The following is a 24981-nucleotide window of genomic DNA, read 5'->3' as shown; positions in this document are numbered from 1 at the left end:
GCTCCTCATCAGATCAGGCCCTGTCGCTTTACCCGGACATAGGTGGCGAGCAGGCTCGCCGATACGCCGCTGGCCGGCGCCTCGAGCACCAGCGCGCCCATTCGGCGCAGACGGGTAAGCACCAGTTGCCGGTCTCGCAACAGTTCGGCGGCGATGGTTGCCCCCGCCATGTCCTCGGCAGTGACCGGTACACGGTTGGCAATGCTTTCCAATTCGCTGTCAGCCATGACGACAAACAGGAGCAGATGCTTGGCGGAAAGGCGTTCGGCTGCACGCAGCATGAGTTCGGTGCTGTTGGCGTCGGCAAATTCGGTGAAAATGACAATCATCGCCCGCCGTTTGAGCGAGGCGCCGAGGCTGGCGAGAGCGAGGGTATAGTTGGTTTCCTCCGCCCCATAGTCGATGTCGCCGGCGGCGCGGCGCAGGGCGGCGAAATCCGACAGGCGGGAAAATTCGCGGCTGGCTAGGCGGGGCTTACCGGCAAAGGCGAACAGGCTGACCCGATCTTCAAGCCGCAGCGCGACATAGCCAAGCGTGAGCGCGGCGGAGACAGCCCGGTCAAGCCGGGGTTCCGTGTGACCATCGGGCGTGACGACCGGTTCACTCATCATCCGGCCACAGTCCACGGCAAAGACAATGCGATTGTCGCGTTCCGTCTCGAACTGTTTGGCCAGCAGATCAGCGTGGCGGGCCGATTGCTTCCAGTCGATGGCGCGCCGGTCCAGCCCCGGCATGAAGCGGACGAGCGATTCAAACTCGCTGCCCTCCCCCAGCCGTGCGTGCAACCGTTGGCCAACCATGGCGTCGCGGGCAAAGAGTTTGGCGCCTTCTTCCCGAACCGGGCGGATTGACGGGACGACGGCTATGGCCTGATCGACAGAGACGCGGCGCTGTTTGCGGACAAGGCCCAGCGGGCCCAGCCAGCTGACCCAACCGGTCGCGATGCCAGCGCGACCACGGCGACGCGGAGTGAGCGTCAAAGTGGCAGAAACATCGCCGGGCAGATCATCTTCGGCATGGCGCAGCGGTGTTTCGATACGGCCATTAGCCGACAGGCGGCTGTCGACGTCAAGCGCGGCCCGCGCTTGCCGCGCGCCTCCCGCCGCTTCGGTGGTAACGGCGAGGCGCACCATGGCATCCTCCCCCACGCCCACCACCGCGGGCGATCGGACCGAAAGGCCTGTCCGCGTGATGGATGCCGAAATCAGCGCATCGAGGGCAAACAGCGCGAGACACAGGCCAAGCCACAAAGGCGCGGCCACCCACCATTCGGGACGGGCCAACCCGAGCAGGATCGCCACGGGCGCACCAGCGGCGGCCAGCAGGATAAGGCGGCCCGTCGGGGCTATCACCGGGGCGCCTCCACCGATGCAATCAGATCTGCAACGATGGCATCCACCTGTCGCCCGTCAATTTCCGCCGAAGGGGAGAGCAGCAAGCGATGGCGCAACAGGTCGGCAGCGATCGACTGGACATCGTCCGGAATCACATAATCGCGCCCGGCAAGTGCTGCAGCGGCATTGGAAGCGCGGGCGAGCAAGGCGGCAGCGCGCGGGCTGGCACCGCTCGACAGATCAGGCGATTCACGCGTCGCGCGGACCAGGCTGACGATATAATCGACGATTTCAGACGCCATGGTGACGGTCGATACCGCCGAAATCGCCTGTGCCAACATATCGCCGTTGCACACGGCGATAACGCCCATCCGTTCGGCATCGATCCGTTCAAACAGGCTGCCGTGCCCTGCAACGATGCGCCGTTCCTCGTCCAGGTCCGGATAGCCGACGGCGAGCTTGAACAGGAACCGGTCGAGTTGGGCTTCGGGCAGCGGATAGACACCTTGGCTTTCGATCGGGTTTTGGGTGGCGATAACGGTGAAGCGGGGCGAGAGGTGATGGGTTTCGCCATCGAGCGTCACACGCCGTTCCTGCATCGCTTGGAGCAACGCCGCCTGCGTTTTGGGCGGGGTGCGGTTGATTTCGTCAGCCAGCAGGATTTCGGTGAAGATCGGCCCGCGGGTCAGGGTGAAGGCCGAAGTCTGGAAGTTGAAAAGGTTCGATCCGAGGATATCCCCGGGCATCAGATCCGGCGTGAACTGGATGCGCCCGAATTGCAGTCCGGTTGCCCGTGCGAAACATTGGGCCAGCAGCGTCTTGGCGGTGCCCGGCGGCCCTTCGAGCAAGACGTGCCCTCCCGCCATCAGCGCGACCAACAGCCGATTGACCAGCTCTTGCTGGCCAACCACCGCCTTGGCGACTTCGCCCGATATGGCCTGGCCCAAAGCCTGAACGTCAGTCACTTTCACGCAGCACATCCTTTCGCCATTGCCCCAATGCGGCAGCGCACTGGACAATTTCCACAGGGTTTCCAGCCGTTTCGAGACGGGCCAGCAGGGTTGAGAAACGCTGGCCGCGGCGATCGGCAAAACGGTCGAGCCACTGGTCGAGCGCGGTACCGGTCAGACCGGGTGGCGCATGCAGGCGGCGGGCGGCGGATTCGCGCACCATCGCGCCATAGCGGCTGGCAAAGTTGGTGATGCGTCGCGCCTGGACGATAAGGCGGGCACTGTTGGCAACCAGACCGGCCTTGCCAAAGGCAACGTTGCGCCCTTCCCGCCAGGGCGGGCCAAAGCGGACAAAGCCCTGCCAAAGGGCGAGCAAGGCGGCGATGATGAGGCATAGGGTCAGGCCGAGGAATGGCGGCACAAAGGCCAGCCTGAGCAGCGAGTTGCTGTTCGCGCCATAGCCGTTGAGCACGACATCAAAGGCAATGGGCTCCCCCGGTCCCGCAATGCCGCGCAACAAGGCAATCGCGGATGTGGCCTGCGCAGGATCCCGAAGGGCGCGATTGTTGACGAAATCCGGATCGGCCAGGACAAACAGGTCTTTCCGGCCAGCAAGCTCCGCGAGCACGGTCTGTCCCTCGATCTGGAGCAAGGGGGTCACCCCCTTTCCGCTGACCGAGCGCAAGTCTTCATCGTTCATCACCAGCCGGAACGGCGCCTCGTCCCACAAGGAAACCATCCGGTTGACGCCGGAAAAGGAGCGGGTGTCCGTCTTTGGATCAAGGCCCCAGTTGCTGATCTTGAGGATCGATTCCGGAGCCTCGACCAGCCCGGCCCGACTGGCCCAGCCGCGGTGGAGAATGTCCGGGAAGACGCGATGCTTGGGCAGGATGATCAGCACGGGTCCATCAACCCTTTCCAGACGCTCGACAATGGCGTCCGGGCTGGTGCGGGGGTCAGGCGTCAGCACCAGCAAGCCTCCGAACCGCGTATTGCCCGATTTCGGCGCGCCTGCTTCGGCATTGCGAACAATGCTGACGGGTTCGCCCACCTCCTTCAGCAGGGCGATGACGCCGCTGTATCCAGCGGCCGATGAGGACAAGCCATGCGCAGCGCCATCACGCCCCGAGCCCAGTTCCGGGGCAAAGGCAGTCAGCGCCCAATAGCCGATAAAGCCAACAATACCGGCAATGATGACGGCGGCGATGATGCGGGCATTGAAACCGCCACTGGTCTGGGCGCTCATGGTGTCCCCCCGCGCCAGTGGGCACCAAAAGCGAAATCCTGATAGGCGCCGCGCGCATCCAGCCAAGCGGATCGGTCGATCGGCTGGCGCGCCCAGAGGCTGCGCTCAACCACCACGGCAATGCGGCCAAAGGCGGTGCGCGCCGGTGAAGGCAGTTCATCCATCAGGGCAATGGCACGGGCGGTCAGCGCCGGCTTGAGCAAGCCGGGACGGCGATTGGCAATATCTTCGAGGCTGCGGCCGAGGACAAGGTGCGCGGCCTCCCCATAGCGGCCCTGTTCGGCCAACCGATCGGCCTCGGCAAGCAGATTGCGGGCGCCTCCTTCGTCAGGCCGCCATTCAAAATCATCCCCATCATCATCTTCAGCCTTGCGGCGGAATCGGGCGAACAGACTATCGACCAGATCCCGCACCCAGGGGATAGTGAGATAGAGGGCGCCCAGAACCACAAGCACGACCAGTAACCAGCCCAAACCCTTTACCAGGGCATTGCCGTCACCGAACATCCAGCCGAACAGGTCGGTCAACCATTGCGGGGCCGGAGTCGGGTTTTGCCTAGGCGGCACGGTAAAGCTGGTCTGTATGTCGCCGTCGCGGATCACCCGTTCGATGAGGGCAGCATCAACAGCCTTGTCCGGAGCAGCACCAGGCGCAGCCGCCATCGCCGGCGCAGCAGGCACGAGCAGCAAACACAAGAGCATCGTCGCCCGGCCCACCCGACCAAGCGCCAGCGCGTGGCGCGACGTAACCCCATTTTTTCCGTCTGCAGCCCAGCCTGTCATGCCAGACTGATTGCCCGTGAACCGGGACATTGGCAAGCGCGACCAGCAGCCAGGACAGGCAATTGCTCCAACCTGGCGCAATGGCCCGAAACCGGCAGCGGTTCATGTCATTCGGCGGCGATCGCCAGCTCGACGCGCTGGGGACCACGGATCACCTTGCCCGGCACCGGCCCCTGCATCACGCCTTCGCGGAAGGTGACGACGCCCGACTTGATCGTTGCGACATAGCCATCCGCCTTTTGCAACAGGCGCTTGCCGCCAGCCGGCAGGTCAAAGGCGAGCCATGGCTTGCCCAGCTTGATGCGGTTCATGTCGATGATGTTGAGGTCTGCCAAGAGGCCAGGTTCGATGAGGCCGCGATCATGCAGTCCATAGAGGACAGCGGTGTCGCGGCATTGCCGCTTGATGGCATTTTGCAGCGTGATGCGTTTGCGTTTGCGGTCACGCACCCAGTGCTGGAGCATGAAGGTCGGCGAAGCGGCATCGCAGATGGTGCCGCAATGGGCGCCGCCATCCGACAGCGAATTGACGCAATCGTCGCTTTCCTGAAGCTCTTCGAGGAAATTGAGGTTGCCGTCGCGATAGTTGAGGATCGGGAAATAGATGAAGCCCTTGCCCTCATCCTTCATGAGGAGGTCATAGGCATAGGCGGCGGGCGAGACACCGGCAGCGGCGGCACGGGCGGCGACGCTTTCCTCCATGGTCGGTTCATAGTTGAAATCCGGGTCCATCTCGAAATGGACCGGCCAGCCAAGCGCGACGGTTTGCAGGAAATCGATGATGTCGCTTTCGGGGAAAATATTCTCTTCCTCGATCATCCGCTGGCGGAAGGCGGGATCGCACAGGCGGGCATATTGCTCATCCCACGACAGGCCCTCAATCTCGGTCCAGGCCGGCTTGAAGCGGAAGGGGTGGACGGTGCCGCGCCAGGCCATGATGATGCCATTGCCGCGCAAGGCGATCTGCGCGACGATGTTGGCGCCATTGTCATTTTCAGCGCGCATCGAGCTGATCTGCTCTTCGAGCGGCAATTCCTTGGCGATGCTTTGCAGCGCGGCAAAGGTGACCGGCAGTCCGGTTTCGCGGCTCAACTGGCCCATCCAGCCGAATTCATTCCATTCGCGGCGCATGTCGGATGCCATTTCGAACACGCCATAGCCGACGCGGCCCATCGCACGGCCGATGGCCACCAGCTCCTCGGCGGTGGCTGTTGTGCCGGGTACCAGTTCCCCGTCGATCGACTTGTGGAGAACGGTCCGCGAGGTGGAAAATCCGAGCGCACCCGCGCGCACGCCTTCCTCAACGATGCGCGACATTTCGGCGATGTCCTCATCAGTCGGGATCGCGCCGGGGCGCTCACGGTCGCCGAGCACATAGGCGCGGACCGCGCCATGCGGGACATGGGTGCCAACATCGACCGTGCGTGGCAGCTTTTCGAGCGCGTCGAGATATTCGGGGAAGGTTTCCCAGTCCCAAGTCATACCTTCAGCCAGCGCCGTGCCGGGGATATCCTCAACCCCCTCCATCAGGCTGATCAGCCATTCGTGGCGATCGGGGCGGGCGGGAGCGAAGCCGACACCGCAATTGCCCATGATGACGGTGGTGACGCCATGCCAGCTCGACGGGGCCATTTCCGCGTCCCAAGTCGCCTGGCCGTCATAATGGGTGTGCACATCGACAAAGCCGGGGGTGACAATGCAGCCCGAGGCGTCAATCTCTTCCTTGCCGGCGCCACTGACCGAGCCAATCTGGACGATGCGGTCGCCATTCACCGCGACATCGCCGACAAAAGGTTCGCCGCCGCTGCCATCAACGATGGTGCCGCCACGGATGACAAGATCGTAGGTCATGCTCTCTCTCCACTGCCCGGCGGACTCGGCCCGCTCTGAAGCGTTACCGGCATTGCATATGAGTCGGTAGCGAAGCGCAACCTGTCACAGGTTGGAGGCAGCGGACAGCGAAAAGGGGCTGGTTGGCCCACCCCCCTCACCTTCACTTGGCGAACAGGGCCTTTCTCGGGCCGAGGTAGCCGAACAGATAGGCGCCGACCTTGCGCATCTGGATTTCCTCGGCGCCTTCGGTGATGCGATAGCGGCGATGGTGGCGATAGATGTGCTCGAACGGCTTGTGCCGCGAATAGCCGATACCGCCATGCACCTGCATCGCACGGTCAGCCGCTTCACAGACGAGACGGTTGCCCCAATAGTTGCACATGCTGATCTTGTCGCTGAGCGCGCGTTCGATCTCGACATGCTCCATCTGGTCCATTTCCCAGGCGGTCTTGTAGATGAAGGCGCGCAGCATCTCGCACTGGGTGGCAAGCTCGACCAGCGGGAACTGGATGCCCTGGTTGCGGGCCAGTTCCTCTCCGAATGGCTTGCGTTCACGGGCGTAGCGCACCGATTCCTCGACGCAATAGGTCGCAGCGCCGAGCGAGGAGGCCGCCTGACGAATGCGGTTCTGGTGGACAAAGCTCTGGGCGATGGCGAGACCGCCATCAACCGGGCCCAGCATCGCGCTGTCGGGCACCCAGACATTGGTGAAACTGATGCGGGGGTGGTCGGTAGGCATGTTGAACGTCCACAGATATTCCTCGATCACCAGCCCCTCGGTCGGATTGGGGACTAGCAGGCAGGTGATGCCGCGCGCATCGCCATTCTTGCCGCTGGTTCGGCAGAAAGTGGCGCAGTGGGTGGCGACATGCATGCCGGTGGTCCACATCTTCTCGCCATTGATCAGCCAGCCATCAACGCCATCGCGCGTCTCACGCACGGCCGTGGTTTCCATATGCGTCGCGTCCGAGCCGTGGTGTGGCTCGGTGAGGCCGAAGGCCACCCGCTTTTGCCGGGCAAAGCCGCCGAGGATGAACTCCTCCTGTTGTTCGGGCGTGCCGAAATGTTCGAACATGGCGACAAACGGGAAGTTGCCGACAATGCTGTGCTCATTCTGCAGGTCATTGTGGAGGCCCAGCCCCTTGGCGGCGAAGCGGTCGCGGATCACCGCCATCCACAGGTTCGAGCCATCCTTGCCGCCATATTTCTTGGGCGCGGAGAAACGCCAGTGACCCGCCTTGTCAGCCCGGATCGACGCTTCACGGAGCAGCAATTCCCATTCGTGACGCGGAAGACCGCCATTTTCGAAATCAGTGCGGGCCCATTCGCGGCGATGGTCAAAGAAGCGGATATTGTCGTCCTGCTCCTCAAGCGGCTTGATCTCATTGGCAATGAACTCGTCCAATTCGGCGAGATAGGCGACGAGGTCGCTTGGCAGGTTGAAATCCATCATCTCTCTCCTTTGGGTCGCTGGCAGGCATTGCCCGTTGAGGTCCCGCCCGCCATGCGCCAGATCAATCGGTCATGTGTCGCCCCACGCCGTCCGCGCCTTGGCCAGCGCGGCATATTTGGGGACATCGTTGGTCAGCTTGTCGAGCGCGGCACGGCGCAGGCGCGGCAACAGTCCGGGGGTGGCAAGGCTGGCTTGACCGGAAAGCAATTGGTTGGCGAGCGCCTTGTCGGTCACGGTGACGGGCCGATCGAGTTCGCGCCGGACCATACCAAGCGCATTCATCGCGACGACGACCATGAACTTGTCGCGGCCAGACGCCTTGGGCTTGAGGTCAGCTGCCATCCAGTCGCTGATGGCACCAAGGATTTCCGATGCGCTGGTTTCACCGGTTGGTGCCGGCAGGGCAGCTGCGGGCGGCGGCAAGGGCGCACTGCGCTCGGCCTCGGGCGCCTCGGCTTCGAGCAGCATGAGGAGGTCGAGCTCATTCTCGCTGGTGCGGCGGGAAATGACGGTGCGTTCAAGGCTGGGGTCAGATCCCGAGCGCCAGAATTCGCCCATTTGCAGGCAACCAAGCGCCCACCACAGGGTGCGATAGACCAGCCAGAAGTGGAAACGGTCGCGCTCGACAGGGCGACCGCCAGTTGCTTCATAGGCGGCGAAATAGCGTTCGAGATCGGACAGGCCAAAGGCCGGCTTGTCGATCTGGCCGAAACGCCAGACTGTCATGCAGCCATAGGCGAGATCCTCATGCGCGTCACCGATATGGGCCAGTTCCCAGTCGAGCACGGCGGCGAGCCCCTGTGGCGTTGCCATGATGTTGCCCATGCGCAGATCGCCATGGACCAACGCGGGCGGCGCGGGATCGGGGAGGTGATCTTCCAGCCAGCGGATCGCCAGCGCGATGATCGGCCGGTCACCGCCATAGGCGATGAAGCGGCGCTTGAGTTCAGCCAGAGCGGCGGCGGTATCCATCGGCGGGATATTGGCGGGCAGGCTGTCGATCGGCAGGGCGTGGATTCGCGCCTGTTCGCGGGCAATATCTTCGATCAGTGTCGGCGAGGCGCTGGCGAGGATGGCGGCGGGGCTCACATCCGCCTCGACCCGGACCATGACATAGCCCTCACCCAAATCGTCGCCGGGGGTGAGGATGGTGACAACTTCAGGGGCAAGCACGCCGCCAGCGCGCGCCGCCATGACCAGCGCCGCTTCGGTATCGAGCCCAAAGGGGCGGCCCGCCATCCACTCTGCCGAGGGCGCGCGGCGCAGGATATAGCCGTGGACGCTATCGCCGCTGGTCCAGTCGATTGACCAGCTTTCCATGTTCGCGCCGCCCGACAGGCGCTGCATCGAGGTAATGGTCCCCGGCGTGATCCGCGACAGGACGTTGGACAGGCGTTGGGCGAAGGCGTCTTTATCAGTCACGCCGATGATTAGCGGGGACGAGGCGAGCCGAGTCAAGCCGCTTTACGTGCACGTAAAGCAAAGCTGGCACTTTTGGCAGGACCTGCCATATCGGCGGGACCAACCCGTCAAATCGCGCCCGGATGCAGTCGCTTGAGCCGGACCAACGCCGTGTCGAGTTCGGAGAGGAAACGCGAGCGGTCAGCCTTGCTGAACGGCGGCGGACCGCCGACCGGAGCGCCCACCGCCCCGGCTCGCAGGTCGGCCATGATCGCCCGGACGGCGACAGCATTGCCGATTCCGCTGCCGGTGAAGGGTTTGCCATTGGGGGCCAGCACTGTCGCTCCCGATTTGAGGCATCGATCCGCCAGCAATATGTCGGCGGTGATGATGATCGTCGCAGGCCCTGCCCGGTCTGCAATCCAGTCATCCGCCGCATCGAAACCGTCGCTGACGGTGATGCGGCTGATCAGTGGATGGTCGGGAATGCGCAGATGGCTGTTGGCGACAAGGGTGACCGGCACCTCATGCCGCCACGCCACCTTGTACACCTCGTCCTTGACCGGACAGGCATCGGCATCGACGAAGATCAGGACAGCCATGCAGACCTTCAGCGCTTGGGCGGCTTGCCCTTGAACGGCGGGCGGCCACCAGCCTGCGGCGGAAAGGAACGGCCCTTCCCACCGGGACGGCCCGGACCACCGGGGCGCGACGCACCGCGGGGACCATCGCCGCGGGGACCACGGGGTCCGTCGGCACGATAGTTGTCGCTACGGGGGCCTTCACCGCGAGGGGCCAGCTGCTTGCGGCGGGGCGGACCATCATGCGGACCCGAACGCGGACCGGGACGCGGACCTCCCCGCGGCGGACCGCGGTCTGCCTGACCCGGACCCTGCGGCGCCGGGACAATGGCAATGCCGCTCTCATCCTCGGCATCAGGACGTTCGGTCCGGCGCAGCGCCTCGGCAAAGCGGTCAGCAATGGCGCGGGGAATTTCGACAAAGGTATCGGTGGGGTTGATGCGGATCGCGCCAATCTCTGCCTTGGTGATGTGGCCGCGACGGCAAAGCAACGGCAGCAGCCAGCGTGGATCGGCGTTCTGGCGGCGACCGACATCCATGCGGAACCAGACGGTGTCCTCAAAACCGGGACGCGGGCCGCGATCTGCACGGTCTTCACGGCCGGCGCGCGGGGCGGGGCCAGTGTCGATCAGCAGTTCCTCGGGTTGCGGCAGCGAAGCGCGATGGGCATGGACGAGTGCAGCGGCGATTTCTTCGGGTGTTTTCTGCTCCAGCAGGCGGGCAGCGAGGATGGCATCCTCCTCATCGGTCTCAACCGGCGCCATCAGCGTTTCGATGAGGCGCGCGCGGTCCTGCTCGCGGATCGCTTCGGGCGTTGGCGGTCCCATCCATTCGGCGCTGACCTTGGCATCGCGGAGCAGCATTTCGACCCGGCGACGGCGAGGATAGGGGACAATGATGACTGCCGTGCCCTTTTTGCCCGCGCGGCCGGTGCGGCCCGAACGGTGTTGCAGCGTCTCTGCATCGCGCGGGATTTCGACATGGACGACGAGGCTGAGCGTCGGCAGGTCAATGCCACGCGCCGCCACGTCAGTAGCCACACAGACCCGCGCGCGACGGTCGCGCAGCGCCTGAAGCGCGTGGTTGCGTTCCGACTGGCTGTGTTCACCCGACAGGGCTACAGCCGCGAAACCCCGCTCGGTCAGGCTGGCGTGGAGGTGGCGGACATTGTCCCGCGTGGCGCAGAACAACATGGCCGTTTCCGCTTCGTGCAGACGCAGCAGGTTGACCACCGCATGTTCAATGTCGGCAGGGGCGACGGTCACTGCCTGATAGCTGATGTCGCCATGGCCGCGATCCTGGCCCAGGGTTTCGATGCGCAGGGCGTCGCGCTGGTACCGCTTGGCAAGGGCCACGATCGGCTTGGGCATGGTGGCCGAGAATAGGAGCGTGCGGCGGCCCTCGGGCGTGGCATCGAGCAGTTCCTCGAGGTCGTCGCGAAAGCCCATGTCGAGCATTTCGTCCGCCTCATCGAGCACGGCGACCTTGAGCCCCGACAGGTCGAGCGCGCCACGTTCGAGATGGTCACGCAGGCGGCCGGGCGTGCCAACAACAATGTGCGCGCCATGGCCAAGCATCCGCCGTTCGCGGCTGGCATCCATGCCGCCGACGCAGGTGGCAATGCGCGCACCGGTGGCGCGATAGAGCCAGAGCAGTTCCCGGCTGACCTGAAGCGCCAATTCGCGGGTCGGCGCGATGATCAGCGCCAACGGGCTTTGCGCAAGCGCCAGCGTCGCCGGATCAGCGAGCAGATCGTCGGCCATGGCAAGGCCAAAAGCGACGGTCTTGCCCGAGCCGGTTTGCGCCGAGACGATGAGATCGCGGCCATGCGCTTCGGCTTCAATAACGGCAGCCTGCACCGGGGTCGGCGCTTCATAGCCACGTTCGGTGAGGGCCTGACCCAAGATGGCGGGCACGGAAGAGAAAGACATTGTTTTTCCAATAGCAAACAGGAAGCGCCCGCAAAACCATGCGGTTGCACCACCTTCAGGGAATCAGAGCGACTGGCCTGCGGCCCATCCGCTCGCCCACGCCCATTGAAAGTTATAGCCACCGAGCCAGCCGGTGACGTCCACGGCTTCCCCGATCGCGTGGAGCCCCGGCACACGCCGCGATTCCATGTCTTTCGAGGACAGCTCGGCGGTGCTGATACCGCCGACGGTCACTTCCGCCTTGGCAAAGCCTTCGCTGCCATTGGGGTGGAATTGCCAGTCGGAAATCCGGGCTGTGACCGCTCTTAGCACAGGATCGGTGCAGTTGGCGAGCGCAATGTCGCACTGCAACATTTTACCCAGCTGGTCGCAGAGTGCATCGGCCAGACGCGACGGGAGGGCTCCGCCAAGCAATTTGCGCAGGCTCGTGCGCGGCTGCTCACGCTTGGCAGCGAGCAACCAGTCGGGGGTGGAGTCAGGCAGGAAGTTGATCGCGATGGGTTCACCCTTGCGCCAATAGCTGGACACCTGAAGGATGGCGGGACCCGATAAACCGCGATGGGTGAACAGGGCGGCTTCGCGGAAAAGGGCGCGGCCCTTGCCGCTGCCTGCGCGCGCCTCTACCGGCGCGGCGACACCCGACAATTCCCGGAAGAGCACCTCGTCCCCGCCGAGGGTCAACGGCACCAACGCCGGGCGCGGTTCCACCACCTTTAACCCAAACTGTCGGGCAAGATCATAGGCAAGCCCGGTTGCGCCAAGCTTGGGAATCGACAGGCCACCGGTCGCGAGGACAAGGCGCGGTGCCGTGGCGGTGCGACCACCGCTGCAAAGGGTGAAGTGGCCATCGGCATGGCTGACCGTATCAACTGGTGAGGAGAACCAGTGGGTGACGCTGCCCTTTGCGCATTCGGCCATCAGCATCGCGACAATCTGTTTCGCCGATCCGTCACAGAACAGCTGACCCAGCGTCTTTTCGTGCCAGGCGATGCCATGGGCATCGACCAGATCGATGAAATCCTGGGCAGTGTAGCGGCTGAATGCCGACTTGGCGAAATGCGGATTGGCTGAGAGGTAGTTGGCGGGACCGGCATTGATGTTGGTGAAGTTGCAGCGCCCGCCACCCGAGATGAGGATCTTTTTCCCCGGTTCATCCGCATGATCGACCAGCAGCACCCGCCGGCCGCGCTGCCCCGCCTGTGCCGCGCAGAACAGGCCGGCCGCCCCCGCGCCGAGGATGATGGCGTCAAAGCTGTGCGCTGTCATCGAATGCGGCCCGGCCTCAGCGCAGCTTCGCGATCGAGATCCCGTCAGCGCGGGCCTTGTCCTTGACCGATTCCTCGCTACGGGTCAGTGCCTTGGCAATGGCCTTCAACGCCATGCCCTTGGCCGCCAGCTGGTGAAGCTTTTGCGTTTCATCGGGCCGCCACGGTTGGCGGTGCCGCTCGAATGATTCCTTGGCCATGGCTCAGCCCACCGTGAACAGCGAATAGAGTGGGCCAGTCGCGGTCTGCTGGCCGGTGCCGACGATGATGGCATTGTTGAGCCAGTTGTATTGCGCTGCACCGCATTCCATTCGCGCGGTGACCGCCAGCGAATAGTCGGCGGGGTCGAGCAACGCGCCCTTGGCAAAGCGCTGCATCGCTTCGGGTTCGGCGAGGAAGCGTCCCTGATAAGTGAGGTAGATCAGTGCCTTGTCGTCAGTCTCCAGCGTCAGTCGGACGTCGATGACCATGACGCCGTCGGGCCGGTTGATCACCCAATCGGCTCCGCCGGGGAGAACTGCGCCGTTGAGCCTCTCCCCGACAAATGTGCCGCCGGTGACCGGAGCAATGCGGCGCAGGCCGGCGGGCGTCTGGCCGATCATCCGCATGGCGGCGAAATCGACAGTGAGGCTGAGCGTCATCAGCGGCGAATGGACAAGATTGGTCATTGCATGGCCGGTAGCATGAACGCACTGTGTTGGCCAAATGACAAGCAGCGCGGAACCGCGCGAAAGGAGAGAATATGGACCTGATATCGCGACGCCCCGGCCCTTCGGTGCAGGAGGTGCTGGCCGGCGACACCAACCCGGCACCGGCAGTCATGCGGGAAGAGTCCCCGGCCAAGGGCCAGTCCACCGAGGACGTATCGGCCGATCGCTATTACAGCCGGTCCTGGCATGAACGGGAGATTGAACAGGTTTGGCGCAAATGCTGGCAGCTCGCATGCCGGGTCGAGGAGATCCCGAATGTCGGCGACCATATCGTCTATGAAATCGTCCATGATTCGCTGATCGTCATCCGCACCGCGCCCGACGAGATCCGTGCCTATGTGAACAGCTGTCTCCATCGGGGCACATTGTTGCGGACTGAGGGGGGGTGCGTCAAACATCTGCGCTGCCCCTTTCACGGCTGGACCTGGAATTTGCAGGGCAAGTTGACCGCGCTGCCCGGCCAGTGGGATTTCCCGCATGTCGACAAGGCGGCGATGGACCTGCCCCAAGCCAAGGTCGGGACATGGGGCGGCTTTGTCTTCATCAATTTCGATACCGAGTGCGAACCGCTCGACAGCTATCTCGAAAACCTGCCCGATCATTTTGCCGCATTCAACCTAGAGGACCGGTACAAGGCGGCGCATGTCGCCAAGATCATGCCGTGCAACTGGAAGCTGGCGATGGAGGCCTTTGTCGAGGCCTATCATGTCGCTTCCGCCCACCCGCAGGTGCTCGGCTATTATGGCGACACCAATACCCAATATGACGTGTGGCCGGGTATGCGCCACACCAGCCGGATGATCAGCGTGCAGGGTGTACCAAGCCCCGCAATGGCGCATCTGCCGCCTGAACGGACAATTGCCGACATGCGCCGCGATGTCCCCTTCTTTGCCGGCAAGCCGATAGAGGTTGATGACGGCGAAACGGCGCGCGGCAAGCTGGCGCAACGGGCTCGTGAACGGATATCGAAATCCATCGGCCGCGACATGTCCGACCTTTCGGATACGGAATCGCTGGACCTCATCGAATATATGCTGTTCCCCAACATGGTCCCCTGGGGTGGACAGGCATTGCCGATCACCTATCGGTTCAGGCCCAATGGCGACGATCCGGAAAGCTCGATCATGGAGATCATGTTCCTGTTCTCCAAGGCGCCCGATGGCAGCCACCCGGCGCCCGCCACAATGACAATGCTCGGCCCGGACCAGAACTGGTCTGATGCGCCGGAACTGGGATCAGCCGCGATGGTCGCTGATCAGGACACCGACAATCTGATGCGTATCCAAAAAGGACTGCGTGCCTCACGCAAGCCGGGGGTGACGCTGGCCCGCTATCAGGAAAGCCGCATCCGCCATTATCATGAGACGCTCGACGCCTATATGGCTGGCGGCGGCTGATCGCCTCAGTCGGCAAGCGCTCGCGCGACCTGCGGGGTCAGCTTGCCGATGACGACATCAACCCCGGCGGCATTGGGGTGAATGCTGTCAGGCAACATCAGTTGCGGATTGCCAACCACACCTTCCAGGAAGAATGGGTACAGCGGCACGTCGTGCCTGCGCGCCAGTTCGGGGAAGATCGGGTTAAAGGCGGCACTGTAATCCGCCCCGAGATTGGGCGCAGCGAGCATGCCGGTGAGCATGGCCGGTATCTGCCTGCGGTCCAGTTCGGCAAGGATGGCGTCAAGATTGGCGCGGGTCTGTTCAGGCCCGATCCCGCGCAGCATGTCGTTCCCGCCAAGGCCGACGAGGACGAGGTCCGGCTTCTTTGGCAGGCCATCGAGCGCGAAGCCAAGCCGGGCCAGACCCGCCGCAGTCGTGTCGCCGGACACGCCGGCGTTGTGAACGCTGACCGTCAGGCCCCGCGCCTTGAGTGCCTTTTCCAGTTCAGGCGCAAAGCCTTCTTCCCGGTCGAGGCCATAGCCGGCGTAGAGGCTGTCACCGAACACCACCACCAGCCGCGTATCAGCATCAACGGCAGCATTTGCAGTCTGGACAGTGTTTTCCGCTACCGAGACCTTGTCCGTCGCGGCAGGCGCACCATCTCCACAGCCAGTAACAGCCAGGCAGGTGAACACTGCCAACCCGATTTCCCGGAAGTTTTTCATCAAGGAAGCGCCTTTCGCCATGCATGGGACCAGCCAATCGGCCACCGATCAAGATAGTATCGCCGTCAGCGCGCGCAATGTCACGCTGGTGCTGGGAACGCGTGAGGCACCGGTCGAGATATTGAAGGGAGTGGACCTCGACATTGATCGGGGTGCCAGCATCGCGATCCTGGGAGCGTCGGGTTCAGGCAAATCATCCCTGATGGCCACATTGACCGGCATGGAAAAGGCCAGCGGCGGCACGGTGCAGGTCGCCGGGATCGATTTTACCAGCCTTGACGAGGACGCGCTGGCCACCGCCCGGCGCGGTCGGATCGGCATTGTCCTGCAAAGCTTTCACCTGTTGCCGACGATGACAGCGCTCGAAAATGTCGCGGTTCCGCTGGAACTGGACGGGCAGGCTGACGCCTTTGCCAGGGCTGCCACCGAACTGGAGGCAGTTGGCCTGGGGCACAGGATCGACCATTATCCGGCACAGCTTTCCGGCGGCGAGCAACAGCGCGTGGCCATCGCTCGCGCCATGGCGGGGCGGCCGTCAATCATCTTTGCCGATGAGCCGACTGGCAACCTCGACGCAGCAACCGGTGCCTCGATCATCAACCTGTTGTTCGAGCGCCAAAAGGCGAGCGAAGCGACACTGGTGATCATCACCCATGATCCGGCCCTGGCGGCACGGTGTGACCGCGTCGTCGAAATGCGTGACGGACGCATCATTGCCGACAGCATCGCAGCGGCAGCAGCATGAACGGCACACAAGGGCTCATCAGCTGGCAGCAGGCATGGACGCTGGCAAGGCGCGACCTCAACGCCCGACTGCGCGGTCTGAGGCTGTTGTTCATCTGTTTGTTGCTGGGAGTCGGCACGCTGGCGGCCATTGGTAGCCTGACCGCCAGCATCACTGCCGAGTTGGCGGCGCGCGGCCAGACATTGCTTGGCGGCGACCTGGAGGTCGCTGTGTCGCAGCGTCAGGCGAGCGAACAGGAATTGGCTCAATTGCGAGCGCTGGGACCAACCAGCGCAACCATCCGGATGCGCGCCATGGCGCAGCGACCGGAGGATGTTGCGGTTGACGGCGCTCCGACAGCCATTTTGAGCGAGCTGAAAGGGGTTGATGGTGCCTATCCGCTCTATGGCCGCCTGACGCTCAAGGATGGCAGCGCACCGCCCCCGCTGACCGCCGAAACGATCCTTGTTGGCCAGTCGCTGGTCGACCGGCTGGACCTGTCGGTGGGTGACACGCTGCGCTATGGCGACGCCGCCTATCGTATCGCGGGTATCATCGGCAATGAGCCTGACCGGGTCGGTGAAGGCTTCACTCTCGGCCCGGTCGCGCTGACCAATGTCGAGGGCGTTATGCGGTCCGGCCTGATCCAGCCGGGCAGCCTTTACACCAGCAAATATCGCGTGCGATTGCCCGCAGGGGCTGATGCCGCAGAACAGGCCGACACCCTGAAAAAGGCGATGGCGACCGCCGGTGTCGAAATCAAGAATCGCGACCGGGCCGCACCCGGTGCCAATCGCTTCTTTGAACGCATGGGGCAGTTTCTGGGCCTGATCGGCCTGACCGCGCTGGTCATTGCGGGGATTGGCGTCAGCAATGGCGTATCTTCCTATCTCGGCGGAAAGCGCGGCGGCATCGCCACCTTCAAGGTGTTGGGTGCGCGATCGGGCGACATCATGCGCATCTATCTGTTGCAGGTTGCGGCGATTGCCGGGGTGGCCATTCTGTCCGGCCTGATGATCGGGGCATTGCTGCCGCCCGCGATTATCGCGCTGCTTGGCGATGTTTTGCCGGTGCAACCGGGTCTCTCCCTGCAACCGCTACCCCTGCTGGTCGCGGCGACCTATGGCGTACTTATCACGCTGGTATTCACCCTGCCGCCGCTGGCGCGTGCACGGACCCAGCCGGCCGCAGCCATCTTCCGGGCCACCGTCGAAGGGCGCTGGAGCATCGACCGGCGGACGCTGGCAGGCGTGGCAGCCTCTGTCGCGGGCATATTGGCCGTTGCGCTGCTGACCGCGCGTGAGCCCTTTTTCTCGGCGATGGTGCTGGCGTCGGTCGCCGCGGTTCTGGGCCTTTTGTTCCTGCTGGGATGGGGTGTGCGCTGGACCGCACAACGGATCAAGCGACCGCGCAAGCCATTGTTGAGGCTGGCGGTGGCCAACCTTTATCGCCCCGGCGCACAGACTCCTGCGTTGGTCATCGCGCTGGGGCTGGCGCTGACCCTGTTTGTCACACTGGCGGCCATCGAAACCAGCCTGAACCGCGAGATTGAACGAACAGTGCCAGCAACGGCGCCGACGCAATTTGTGCTGGATGTCCCGTCCGGCCAGGAGGCTGAATTCCGGGCCGCCGTGAAACGCGAGGCGCCGGACGCGAAAATTGAAATGGTTCCAGCCCTGCGCGGGACGATCATCGCCTATAAGGATATACGCGTCGCTGATCTTGCCGAGATTCCCGAGGGCGCCTGGTTCCTGCGCGGTGAGCGTGGTGTGACCTATGCCAAAGACCTGCCACCGGGCAGCGAAATCACTGATGGCGAATGGTGGCCCGAAGACTATGCGGGGCGGCCATTGGTCAGCCTTGACCAGGAGGCGGCCGATCTGCTCGACCTGAAGGTCGGCGACAGCTTGACCGTGAGCGTGCTGGGTCGAGAGATAGAGGCAGAGATTGCGTCCCTGCGTCAGGTCAATTGGGACACGATGGGGTTCAACTATATCCTCGTCTTCTCCCCCAACACGCTGGCCAGTGCACCCCACACATTCGCGGCGACCATCAGCATGGACCCGGCCCGCGAGGGCAAGGTATCCCGGGCATTGCTCAGCCAGTTTCCCTCGGTCAGCATCATCGCCGTGGGAGAAGTGCTGACCCAGGTCACCGGACTGCTTGAGCAGATGTCGAGCGCGATTCTTGCCGCAGCCTCGATCACCATTCTCGCCGGGATTGCCGTGCTGATCGGCGCGATTGCTGCGTCGCGGCAGTCACGCGCCTATGACAGCGTCATCATGAAGACTCTGGGTGCCACGCGCTGGCAGGTGCTGGGGGCTCAGTTTATCGAATATGCGATGCTCGCTGCCATACTGGCCAGCGTGGCGCTGGTGTTGGGCGGATTGGCGGCCTGGTATGTGATCACCGGTGTGTTCGACTTTCAATGGTCGCCGGATTGGGTGGTGGTGCTGTCAACGCTGGCCGGCGGAGCCGTGATAACACTCGGCATCGGGCTGGTGGGCTCCATCCCGCTGATGTCAGTGCGTCCGGCAGAAGCCCTGCGATCGCTGTGAGCCTGCCTGTACCCTGGTTGGTGACGCCAGAGGGATTGAGCATCCGTGTCAAGGCCAACCCCAAGGCATCGCGCAGCGCGATCAAGGGAGTGGTCGAACTTCCTGATGGACCGGCGCTTGCTGTCGCCGTTACCGCACCACCTGTGGATGGCGCAGCGAATGCGGCACTGCTGGCCTTTATCGCCAAGACGCTGGGTGTCGCAAAGGGCGCTGCCCTGTTGGAAGCGGGCGACGCCTCTCGCATCAAGCGCGTGCTCATACGCGGCGACGGGGCCGTCCTAGCGGAGCGATTGACCGCACTGATGGCTTGTTCGGCCCGTTGAAGGCCAGGGTCAGAGTGACTGGCCGTCGTCGAGATCAATCACCGCCCCGGTTATCGACGCCGAGGCATCCGAGGCGAGATAGAGCATCATCGGATCAAGCGAAGCCGCATCCTGCATCCGGCGACGATGAAAACCTGCGATCTGGGCCTTGCCACCTGCGGTATCGAACCAGTCGCCGGCAATTTCGGTGCTGATGTATCCTGGCTGGATGACATTGACGTTGATTCCCTGTCGAACCCATTCCCGGGCGAAATTGCGACCGAGGTGAGCAACCGCCGCTTTGCCGGCAGCATAGGCGACATCGCCCTGCGCGGTGAGATGGGCGGTAATCGAACCGATCAGGATGATCCGGCCCCTTTCCTGGGCGCGAAAGGCAGGGTCCGCAAGATTGCGGGCCACCAGGCGCTTCGCCCCTTCGCGTGCGGTAAGGTAGACGCCGGTGAAGTTGGTGTCGGTGACCATGCGTATGTCGTCGGCCGACACTTCGGTCGAACGCCCGGCCGCACTGGTCCCGGCGTTGGCGATGATTGTATCGACCGTGCCAAAGCGCCCTTCGGCAGCATCATAGGCGGCGATGATCGAAGCTTCGTCAGTGACATCCAGCGCCAGAGCGAGCGCCTGTCCCCCCGCGCCATTGATCTCGTCCGCGAGCCCTTGCACCCGGTCGAGACGGCGGGCGCCGAAAACGACATTGGCGCCAGCAGCGGCATAGAGCCGAGCAAAGCGCGCACCCAATCCCGAGGAGGCCCCGGTGATCAGAGCCGTGCGCCCGGCCAAGGGAAAGGGGATGGAGGAAAAGGCCGCCGTCATGGTCACTCCCATGGGCGGCCTCGCCGGTCCGCCCTTATTTCAAGGTTTCAAGATAGGCGATCACGTCCGCCCGCTGTTGTGGATCACGGAGCATGAACGACATTTTCGTTCCCTGCACCATTCGCGACGGATTTTCGAGATAGTTAAACAGCACTTCGGGTGTCCAGGTCAGATGGCCGGCCTTGTTCGCTTCGCTGTAGGCATAGCCGGGCACAGCCCCCGAAACGCGTCCGACCACGCCATGCAACGAGGGACCGACGCCATTGCGATCAGGCTCGACCGAGTGGCAGGCCCGGCACTGATTGTAGACAGTCTCACCCTTAGCGGCATCCCCTGTCAGACTGGCAAAAGTGACAGCCGCCGCTTCAGGCGCGGAATCGGCTGGTGCGGACGATGCCGCATCAGCAGCAGAGTCGCTGTCCGCCGGCTGGCCGCAAGCGGCAAGGCCAAGCGCCGAGACGGCGAGCGACGCAAAGGCAAGCTTTCGGATCACGGTCATCACAAAAATCCCCTGTCGCGGGCGGACCCGCAATCATGTTGGCACGCGGGCGATCTAGAGCCGCACGCATTACTGACAGACCGACACTGCCTCACCCAAGGTATCGCCAATGTCAGCCGCCGACCAGACATATGCCCGTCCTGCGATCAATGCGAGTGCTGATCGCAGGATTTTCCGTCCCGTCGTCATGCCCGGCGCCGATCAAGCGACGTGATCGCGAAATGAAAGGCCGATCAACGGTCCCGCAAAATCTCCCGTGCGGCATTGTGGCCTGGCGCACCAGTAACTCCGCCGCCAGGGTGTGTGCCCGCACCGCACATGTAAAGGCCCTTTACCGGCCCGCGATAATTGCCGTGACCGAGCATCGGACGGGCAGACCACAGCTGATCAAGCGTCATGTTGCCATGCATGATGTCTCCGCCGATCAGGCCGAACTTGCGTTCCAAGTCGAGCGGCGAGTGGATCTGTCGGTCGATAACCGACGCCTTGAACCCCGGAGCCACAGCCTCGATCGTATCAAAAATCGTATCTGCTGCGGCCTCACGTTCATCATCCCAGCTGCGACCATCAGGCAGGTCGGGAGCGAACTGCTGGCAGAAGAGACTGGCAACATGCCGGCCCGGCGGTGCGAGACTGTCGTCCACCGTCGAGGGAATCAGCATTTCGACAATCGGCGCCCTTGACCAGCCATGGACTTTCGCGTCGGTAAAGGCCCTGTCCATATAATCGAGCGTCGGGGCGAGGATGATGCCCGATTGATGATGATCCCCCGCGCCGGGCAGGCAGGAAAAGTTGGGCAATTCACTGAGCGCGACATTCATCCGGAAGGTGCCCGATCCCGCCTTGAAGGAGCCGATACGGCGGCGGAAATCGGCGGGCAGATCGCCGCCATCGACCATCCGGCCGTAGAGCAGGCGCGGACCGACATTGGCGGCGACAATCGGCGCATGGATTTCCGTACCCGACTCAAGCCGCACCCCGGCGACCTTGCCGCCATCGACCAGAACCCGCTCGACAGGGGCCTCAAGGCTGATCTCTACCCCGGCCCTGCCACACACCCGCGCCATCGCCTGGGTAATGGCGCCCATGCCGCCAACGCTATGGCCCCACGCGCCCTTCTTGCCATTCACCTCTCCAAACACATGGTGGAGCAGGACATAGGCGCTGCCCGGCGTGTCCGGGCTGGCATAATTGCCGACCACCGCATCGAAACCGAACGCAGCCTTGACCGGCTCGCTGTCAAACCAGCCATCGAGGAAGGTGCGGGCCGATTTGGTGAACAGGTCGAGCAGGTCGCGCTTGGCTTCCAGCGACAGGCCGGTCAATCGCCGTCCTTGCGAAAAGCCATCGACCAACAGGCGCAATCCATCGCCGACATTGGGTGGGGACTTCAGCGTCAGGTCGCGGAGCACATCGGCAACGCCTTCCAGCGCGTCATAATAAGCCGGCAGGATGTCGGCATCATGCTTGGAGAATTTGCGAAACTCCGCCTGAGTCCGTTCGAGCCCGCCGCCGAGCAGCAGATATCCGCCATCGGCCTGTGGCAGGAAGTTTGACACCGGCCGTTCGATCACCCGATACCCCTCGTCCATCAGCCCCATGTCGGCAATCACCTTGGGCGAGAGCAGGCTGACCGTGTAGCTGGCGGTGGAATTGCGGAATCCGGGATGGAACTCCTCTGTCACGGCCGCGCCACCCACCAGATGCCGCCGTTCCAGCACCCGAACCTTCAAGCCCGCCCGCGCAAGATAAAAGGCGCAGACAAGGCCATTGTGGCCACCGCCGATGATGATCGCGTCATAGGATCGAGTCATGGTGCCGGTTCAACTTTCAGGCTTGGACTTGCCGCTTCATCCGCGAATCGAAACAAGGCGCGAAGCACTCCGCATGCCCCGGTCATCAATCAACTATGTCGAGATAGGCGACGACATCATCCTGGGTCTGGATGATCAGCCCCGCCTGTACCTCTTCAGGCTGGCGTGCGGCCTCTGCCAGCGCCTCGGCCAATGTTCCGTAGAGGAGGGTAATAGCTGCGCCACCTTCGACAGCATCGTCGAGGAGATACAGGCGGACAGGATGTTCAAGCGAAATGCTGCGCATGGGGACCCTCATGCGCCAGCCGCATGGCATCGGCAAGACTTGCGCAAGGCATGACAGAGGGCGCATGGTTGGATGATGGATCTTGACGCCCTGCTCCTTCACTATTTTCATAGCGATGACCCCGACACGCTGGACGAGACGACGCTGAGCGCCGGTATTGGACGGCTGGCCATTGATTTCGGCATGGAGCGCTCGCCCGAACGGCGCTTTGCACTGTGGGTATTGCTTGACAGTTTCGCAGCAGCCCCACCACCAGCCGAGGCCTTTGACGATCCGGTGCAGCGCGACGCAGCCAACCGCTATCTCGATACGCTGTGGAAGGCTGAACGACACTAGTTTCCATTGCAACCAGTTTGGGGTAGGCAGCGGCATGACCGACAAAGACCCCACCCGTTCCGAAGCCAGCGATGCGGCAATGACCTATGGCCGTTATCTGGGCCTCGACCAATTACTGTCGGCACAACATCCGCTGTCTGACGAACATGACGAAATGCTGTTCATCATCATCCATCAGACCAAGGAATTGTGGCTAAAGCAGGCGATACTGGAAGTAGGCACCGCAATCGGACTTATCGACGAGGACCAACTGGTTGAAGCCTATAAGGCGCTGGCCCGCGTATCGCGGATCCAGGCAGTGATGACCATGTCCTGGGACGTGCTGACGACAATGACTCCGTCCGATTACAGCAGGTTTCGCCATGTTCTGGGAGGCAGCAGCGGCTTCCAGTCGGACCAGTTCCGTGCACTTGAAGTCATGCTGGGTGTGCGCGATTCGGTACGGCATGGCCCCTTGACCGCCGCCGCCGCCGCACGACCGAGCCTATGGGATGCAGCCAATGGAGCGCTTGCCCGCGCCGGATTTGACTTGCCGCCGACGGCGCTCGCCCGGGACTGGACGCAACCCTATGAGCCGATGGCGGAGGTGGAAAGTGGCTGGGTGGAGGTCTATCGTGACACAGGGCGTTGGTGGGCGCTCTATCAGCTTGCGGAAAAGCTGGTCGATATTGATGATGCGCTTGCCAGTTGGCGTCACCGCCATGTCCTCACCGTATCGCGGGTGATGGGGGGCAAGCGGGGTACCGGCGGCACGGCTGGCGTCGCCTATCTCCAGTCAACACTGGGCAAGCGCGCCTTTCCCGAACTCTGGTCGCTGAGGACCGCCTTGTGAACGGATCAGCGGCTGGCGATTGGCGACACCTGTTCCAAAGGACACTGGCGGCCGCGCCTGAGCGGCTGCACTTTGCCGCGCACAGCCATCATTTGTGGCCTGATGCCAGCTATGTCGGACAAATGGCAGCATGGCAGGATGCGGCGCGCCTGGCCGATCACAAATGGGACCGGGTGATGGGCGAAATATGGCCTGCCGCCCAGAGGCATGTTGCCGCCGAACTGAACCTGCCCGATCCTTCGAGCATTGTCTTTGCCGGCAATACCCATGACTTCCTTATCCGCTTGTTCGCGTCGGTGGATCGTGGCCCCCGACAACGCCCGGTCCGCCTGTTGGCGAGTGACGGCGAGTTCCACAGTTTTCGCAGGCAGGCCGCGCGCTGGGTGGAAGCGGGTCTGGCTGTGCTGGAGACGGTGCCGGCCGGGCCGGGCACAACGGCGAGGCTGATCGAAGCCGCAGGACGATTTGAACCTGATATCCTGGTCGCCAGCCATGTCCAGTTCGGCAGCGGCCATGTGATAGACGGGCTGGACGCTCTGGCCGATCTGGCTGATCCAGCGGGGCCTTGGGTTGCGATTGACGGCTATCATTCCTTCATGGCGCTGGACACTGATTTGTCCCAGATCCATGACCGCGTCTTCTATCTGGCCGGCGGATACAAATACGCCATGGCTGGTGAAGGCATCGCGCTGATGCATTGCCCCCCGGGATTTGTGCCAAGGCCGCTACTGACCGGCTGGTATGCGGAGTTTGACGATCTGTCCCTGCCGCCAGGCATGGTGGGCTATGCCAACGACGCGTCCCGGTTCATGGGCGCCACTTTTGATCCGTCGGGCCTCTACCGCTTTGTTGCGGTGCGCGACATGCTGGCTGAGACCGGGTTGGGGACCGACGCTATCTCTGCCCATTGCGCGGCAATTCGCGATGCCGTGCTGGGATCGCTGGATTCCAGCGCCCTTGCCGGGGCGACTCTGCTCAACCCGCCGAGCCTTGGACATAATCAGGCCCGCTTTCTGGCGCTGCAATCTCCCCATGCGACCGCATGGCAAGCCGCCCTGGCAGGGATGGATGTTGTCACCGATGTCCGGGGCGATGTGCTGCGCATCGGGTTCGGCCTTTACCAGACGGCGACCGACACCGAACAGTTGGCCGATTGCCTGCACCAGCTTTGACCAAGCATTTGAGCGCTTTGTCGCGGCATACTTAACCC

Annotated in this window: 24 protein-coding genes; 7 read left to right on the top strand and 17 right to left on the bottom strand. The window is 63.3% G+C overall.

All coding sequences use genetic code 11. The annotated features are described in order from the left end of the window. Positions 1-8: 8 nt before the first annotated feature. The 12 genes from GV829_RS05640 to GV829_RS05585 form a co-directional block, all read right to left on the bottom strand. Complete coding sequence (locus GV829_RS05640) at positions 9-1352, bottom strand: DUF58 domain-containing protein (RefSeq protein ID WP_169944746.1); 1344 nt, start codon at positions 1350-1352, stop codon at positions 9-11. After that, the gene (locus GV829_RS05635; protein WP_169944743.1) at positions 1349-2314 is read right to left on the bottom strand and encodes an AAA family ATPase; all 966 of its coding nucleotides are present in this window, start codon (positions 2312-2314) and stop codon (positions 1349-1351) included. Before GV829_RS05635 ends, GV829_RS05640 begins: the two co-directional genes overlap by 4 nt. Next, the gene (locus GV829_RS05630) at positions 2292-3530 is read right to left on the bottom strand and encodes a DUF4350 domain-containing protein (protein ID WP_169944741.1); all 1239 of its coding nucleotides are present in this window, start codon (positions 3528-3530) and stop codon (positions 2292-2294) included. The genes GV829_RS05635 and GV829_RS05630 overlap by 23 nt, the downstream gene beginning before the upstream one ends. Then, positions 3527-4312, bottom strand: coding sequence for a DUF4129 domain-containing protein (locus tag GV829_RS05625; RefSeq protein ID WP_169944738.1), 786 nt, complete (start codon positions 4310-4312; stop codon positions 3527-3529). Before GV829_RS05625 ends, GV829_RS05630 begins: the two co-directional genes overlap by 4 nt. 107 nt (positions 4313-4419) lie before the next feature. Continuing rightward, on the bottom strand, positions 4420-6162 hold the full coding sequence (locus GV829_RS05620; protein WP_169944736.1) for an N-acyl-D-amino-acid deacylase family protein: 1743 nt from the start codon (positions 6160-6162) through the stop codon (positions 4420-4422). Between the two features lie 142 nt (positions 6163-6304). Continuing rightward, on the bottom strand, positions 6305-7594 hold the full coding sequence (locus tag GV829_RS05615; RefSeq protein WP_169948004.1) for an acyl-CoA dehydrogenase family protein: 1290 nt from the start codon (positions 7592-7594) through the stop codon (positions 6305-6307). Positions 7595-7666: 72 nt separating this feature from the next. Then, positions 7667-9019: a phosphotransferase family protein gene (locus GV829_RS05610; protein WP_246203072.1), complete on the bottom strand. Its 1353-nt coding sequence runs from the start codon at positions 9017-9019 to the stop codon at positions 7667-7669. 107 nt (positions 9020-9126) lie between these two features. After that, positions 9127-9600 (bottom strand): YaiI/YqxD family protein, encoded by a 474-nt coding sequence (locus GV829_RS05605; protein ID WP_169944733.1) that lies wholly within the window; start codon positions 9598-9600, stop codon positions 9127-9129. Between the two features lie 8 nt (positions 9601-9608). Next, positions 9609-11510 carry a DEAD/DEAH box helicase gene (locus GV829_RS05600; RefSeq protein ID WP_169944731.1) on the bottom strand — a complete coding sequence of 634 codons (1902 nt, stop codon included), beginning with the start codon at positions 11508-11510 and terminating at the stop codon, positions 9609-9611. Positions 11511-11573: 63 nt separating this feature from the next. Further along, entirely contained in the window at positions 11574-12776 is a 1203-nt protein-coding gene (locus GV829_RS05595; protein WP_169944729.1) for a BaiN/RdsA family NAD(P)/FAD-dependent oxidoreductase, read from the bottom strand. 16 nt (positions 12777-12792) lie between these two features. Next, complete coding sequence (locus GV829_RS05590; protein WP_169944727.1) at positions 12793-12975, bottom strand: hypothetical protein; 183 nt, start codon at positions 12973-12975, stop codon at positions 12793-12795. A 3-nt stretch (positions 12976-12978) separates the two neighbouring features. Continuing rightward, entirely contained in the window at positions 12979-13443 is a 465-nt protein-coding gene (locus tag GV829_RS05585; RefSeq protein ID WP_169944725.1) for a DUF3237 domain-containing protein, read from the bottom strand. 74 nt (positions 13444-13517) lie between these two features. Between GV829_RS05585 and GV829_RS05580 the strand changes: the two genes are divergently transcribed. Next, positions 13518-14882 carry an aromatic ring-hydroxylating oxygenase subunit alpha gene (locus tag GV829_RS05580; RefSeq protein WP_169944723.1) on the top strand — a complete coding sequence of 455 codons (1365 nt, stop codon included), beginning with the start codon at positions 13518-13520 and terminating at the stop codon, positions 14880-14882. Between the two features lie 5 nt (positions 14883-14887). On the opposite strand, the gene GV829_RS05575 is transcribed toward GV829_RS05580, so the two are convergent. After that, positions 14888-15589: an arylesterase gene (locus GV829_RS05575; RefSeq protein ID WP_169944721.1), complete on the bottom strand. Its 702-nt coding sequence runs from the start codon at positions 15587-15589 to the stop codon at positions 14888-14890. Between the two features lie 19 nt (positions 15590-15608). Between GV829_RS05575 and GV829_RS05570 the strand changes: the two genes are divergently transcribed. From GV829_RS05570 to GV829_RS05560, 3 genes are read left to right on the top strand one after another with little or no spacing between them, the layout of a single operon-like run. Then, positions 15609-16334, top strand: coding sequence for an ABC transporter ATP-binding protein (locus GV829_RS05570; RefSeq protein ID WP_169944719.1), 726 nt, complete (start codon positions 15609-15611; stop codon positions 16332-16334). Then, positions 16331-18871 carry an ABC transporter permease gene (locus GV829_RS05565; RefSeq protein WP_169944717.1) on the top strand — a complete coding sequence of 847 codons (2541 nt, stop codon included), beginning with the start codon at positions 16331-16333 and terminating at the stop codon, positions 18869-18871. The genes GV829_RS05570 and GV829_RS05565 overlap by 4 nt, the downstream gene beginning before the upstream one ends. Next, complete coding sequence (locus tag GV829_RS05560) at positions 18868-19194, top strand: DUF167 domain-containing protein (protein ID WP_246203070.1); 327 nt, start codon at positions 18868-18870, stop codon at positions 19192-19194. Before GV829_RS05565 ends, GV829_RS05560 begins: the two co-directional genes overlap by 4 nt. A 9-nt stretch (positions 19195-19203) precedes the next feature. Here GV829_RS05560 and GV829_RS05555 read toward each other — a convergent pair whose 3' ends face one another. The 4 genes from GV829_RS05555 to GV829_RS05540 form a co-directional block, all read right to left on the bottom strand. Further along, positions 19204-20004, bottom strand: a complete 801-nt coding sequence (locus GV829_RS05555) for an SDR family NAD(P)-dependent oxidoreductase (RefSeq protein WP_169947998.1) — start codon at positions 20002-20004, stop codon at positions 19204-19206. A gap of 34 nt (positions 20005-20038) precedes the next feature. Then, positions 20039-20503 carry a c-type cytochrome gene (locus tag GV829_RS05550; RefSeq protein ID WP_169944715.1) on the bottom strand — a complete coding sequence of 155 codons (465 nt, stop codon included), beginning with the start codon at positions 20501-20503 and terminating at the stop codon, positions 20039-20041. Between the two features lie 233 nt (positions 20504-20736). Continuing rightward, entirely contained in the window at positions 20737-22317 is a 1581-nt protein-coding gene (locus GV829_RS05545) for a phytoene desaturase family protein (RefSeq protein ID WP_169944713.1), read from the bottom strand. Between the two features lie 85 nt (positions 22318-22402). After that, a complete protein-coding gene (locus GV829_RS05540; protein ID WP_169944711.1) occupies positions 22403-22603 on the bottom strand; it encodes a hypothetical protein in 201 nt (66 codons plus the stop codon). Between the two features lie 72 nt (positions 22604-22675). Here GV829_RS05540 and GV829_RS05535 point away from each other — a divergent pair, with 72 nt between their 5' ends. Genes GV829_RS05535 through GV829_RS05525 form a run of 3 tightly spaced genes read left to right on the top strand, consistent with a single transcriptional unit; the run spans position 22676 to position 24943 of the window. Then, entirely contained in the window at positions 22676-22939 is a 264-nt protein-coding gene (locus tag GV829_RS05535; RefSeq protein ID WP_246203068.1) for a hypothetical protein, read from the top strand. A gap of 34 nt (positions 22940-22973) precedes the next feature. Continuing rightward, positions 22974-23771, top strand: coding sequence for a tryptophan 2,3-dioxygenase (locus tag GV829_RS05530; RefSeq protein WP_169944709.1), 798 nt, complete (start codon positions 22974-22976; stop codon positions 23769-23771). Further along, entirely contained in the window at positions 23768-24943 is a 1176-nt protein-coding gene (locus GV829_RS05525) for an aminotransferase class V-fold PLP-dependent enzyme (protein WP_169944706.1), read from the top strand. The genes GV829_RS05530 and GV829_RS05525 overlap by 4 nt, the downstream gene beginning before the upstream one ends. Positions 24944-24981 lie beyond the last annotated feature (38 nt).

The organism is Sphingomonas lacunae (genome assembly GCF_012979535.1).
GTDB lineage: Bacteria > Pseudomonadota > Alphaproteobacteria > Sphingomonadales > Sphingomonadaceae > Sphingopyxis > Sphingopyxis lacunae.
Note: the sequence above shows the minus strand (reverse complement) of the source record. Positions and strands in the feature narration are given on the sequence as shown.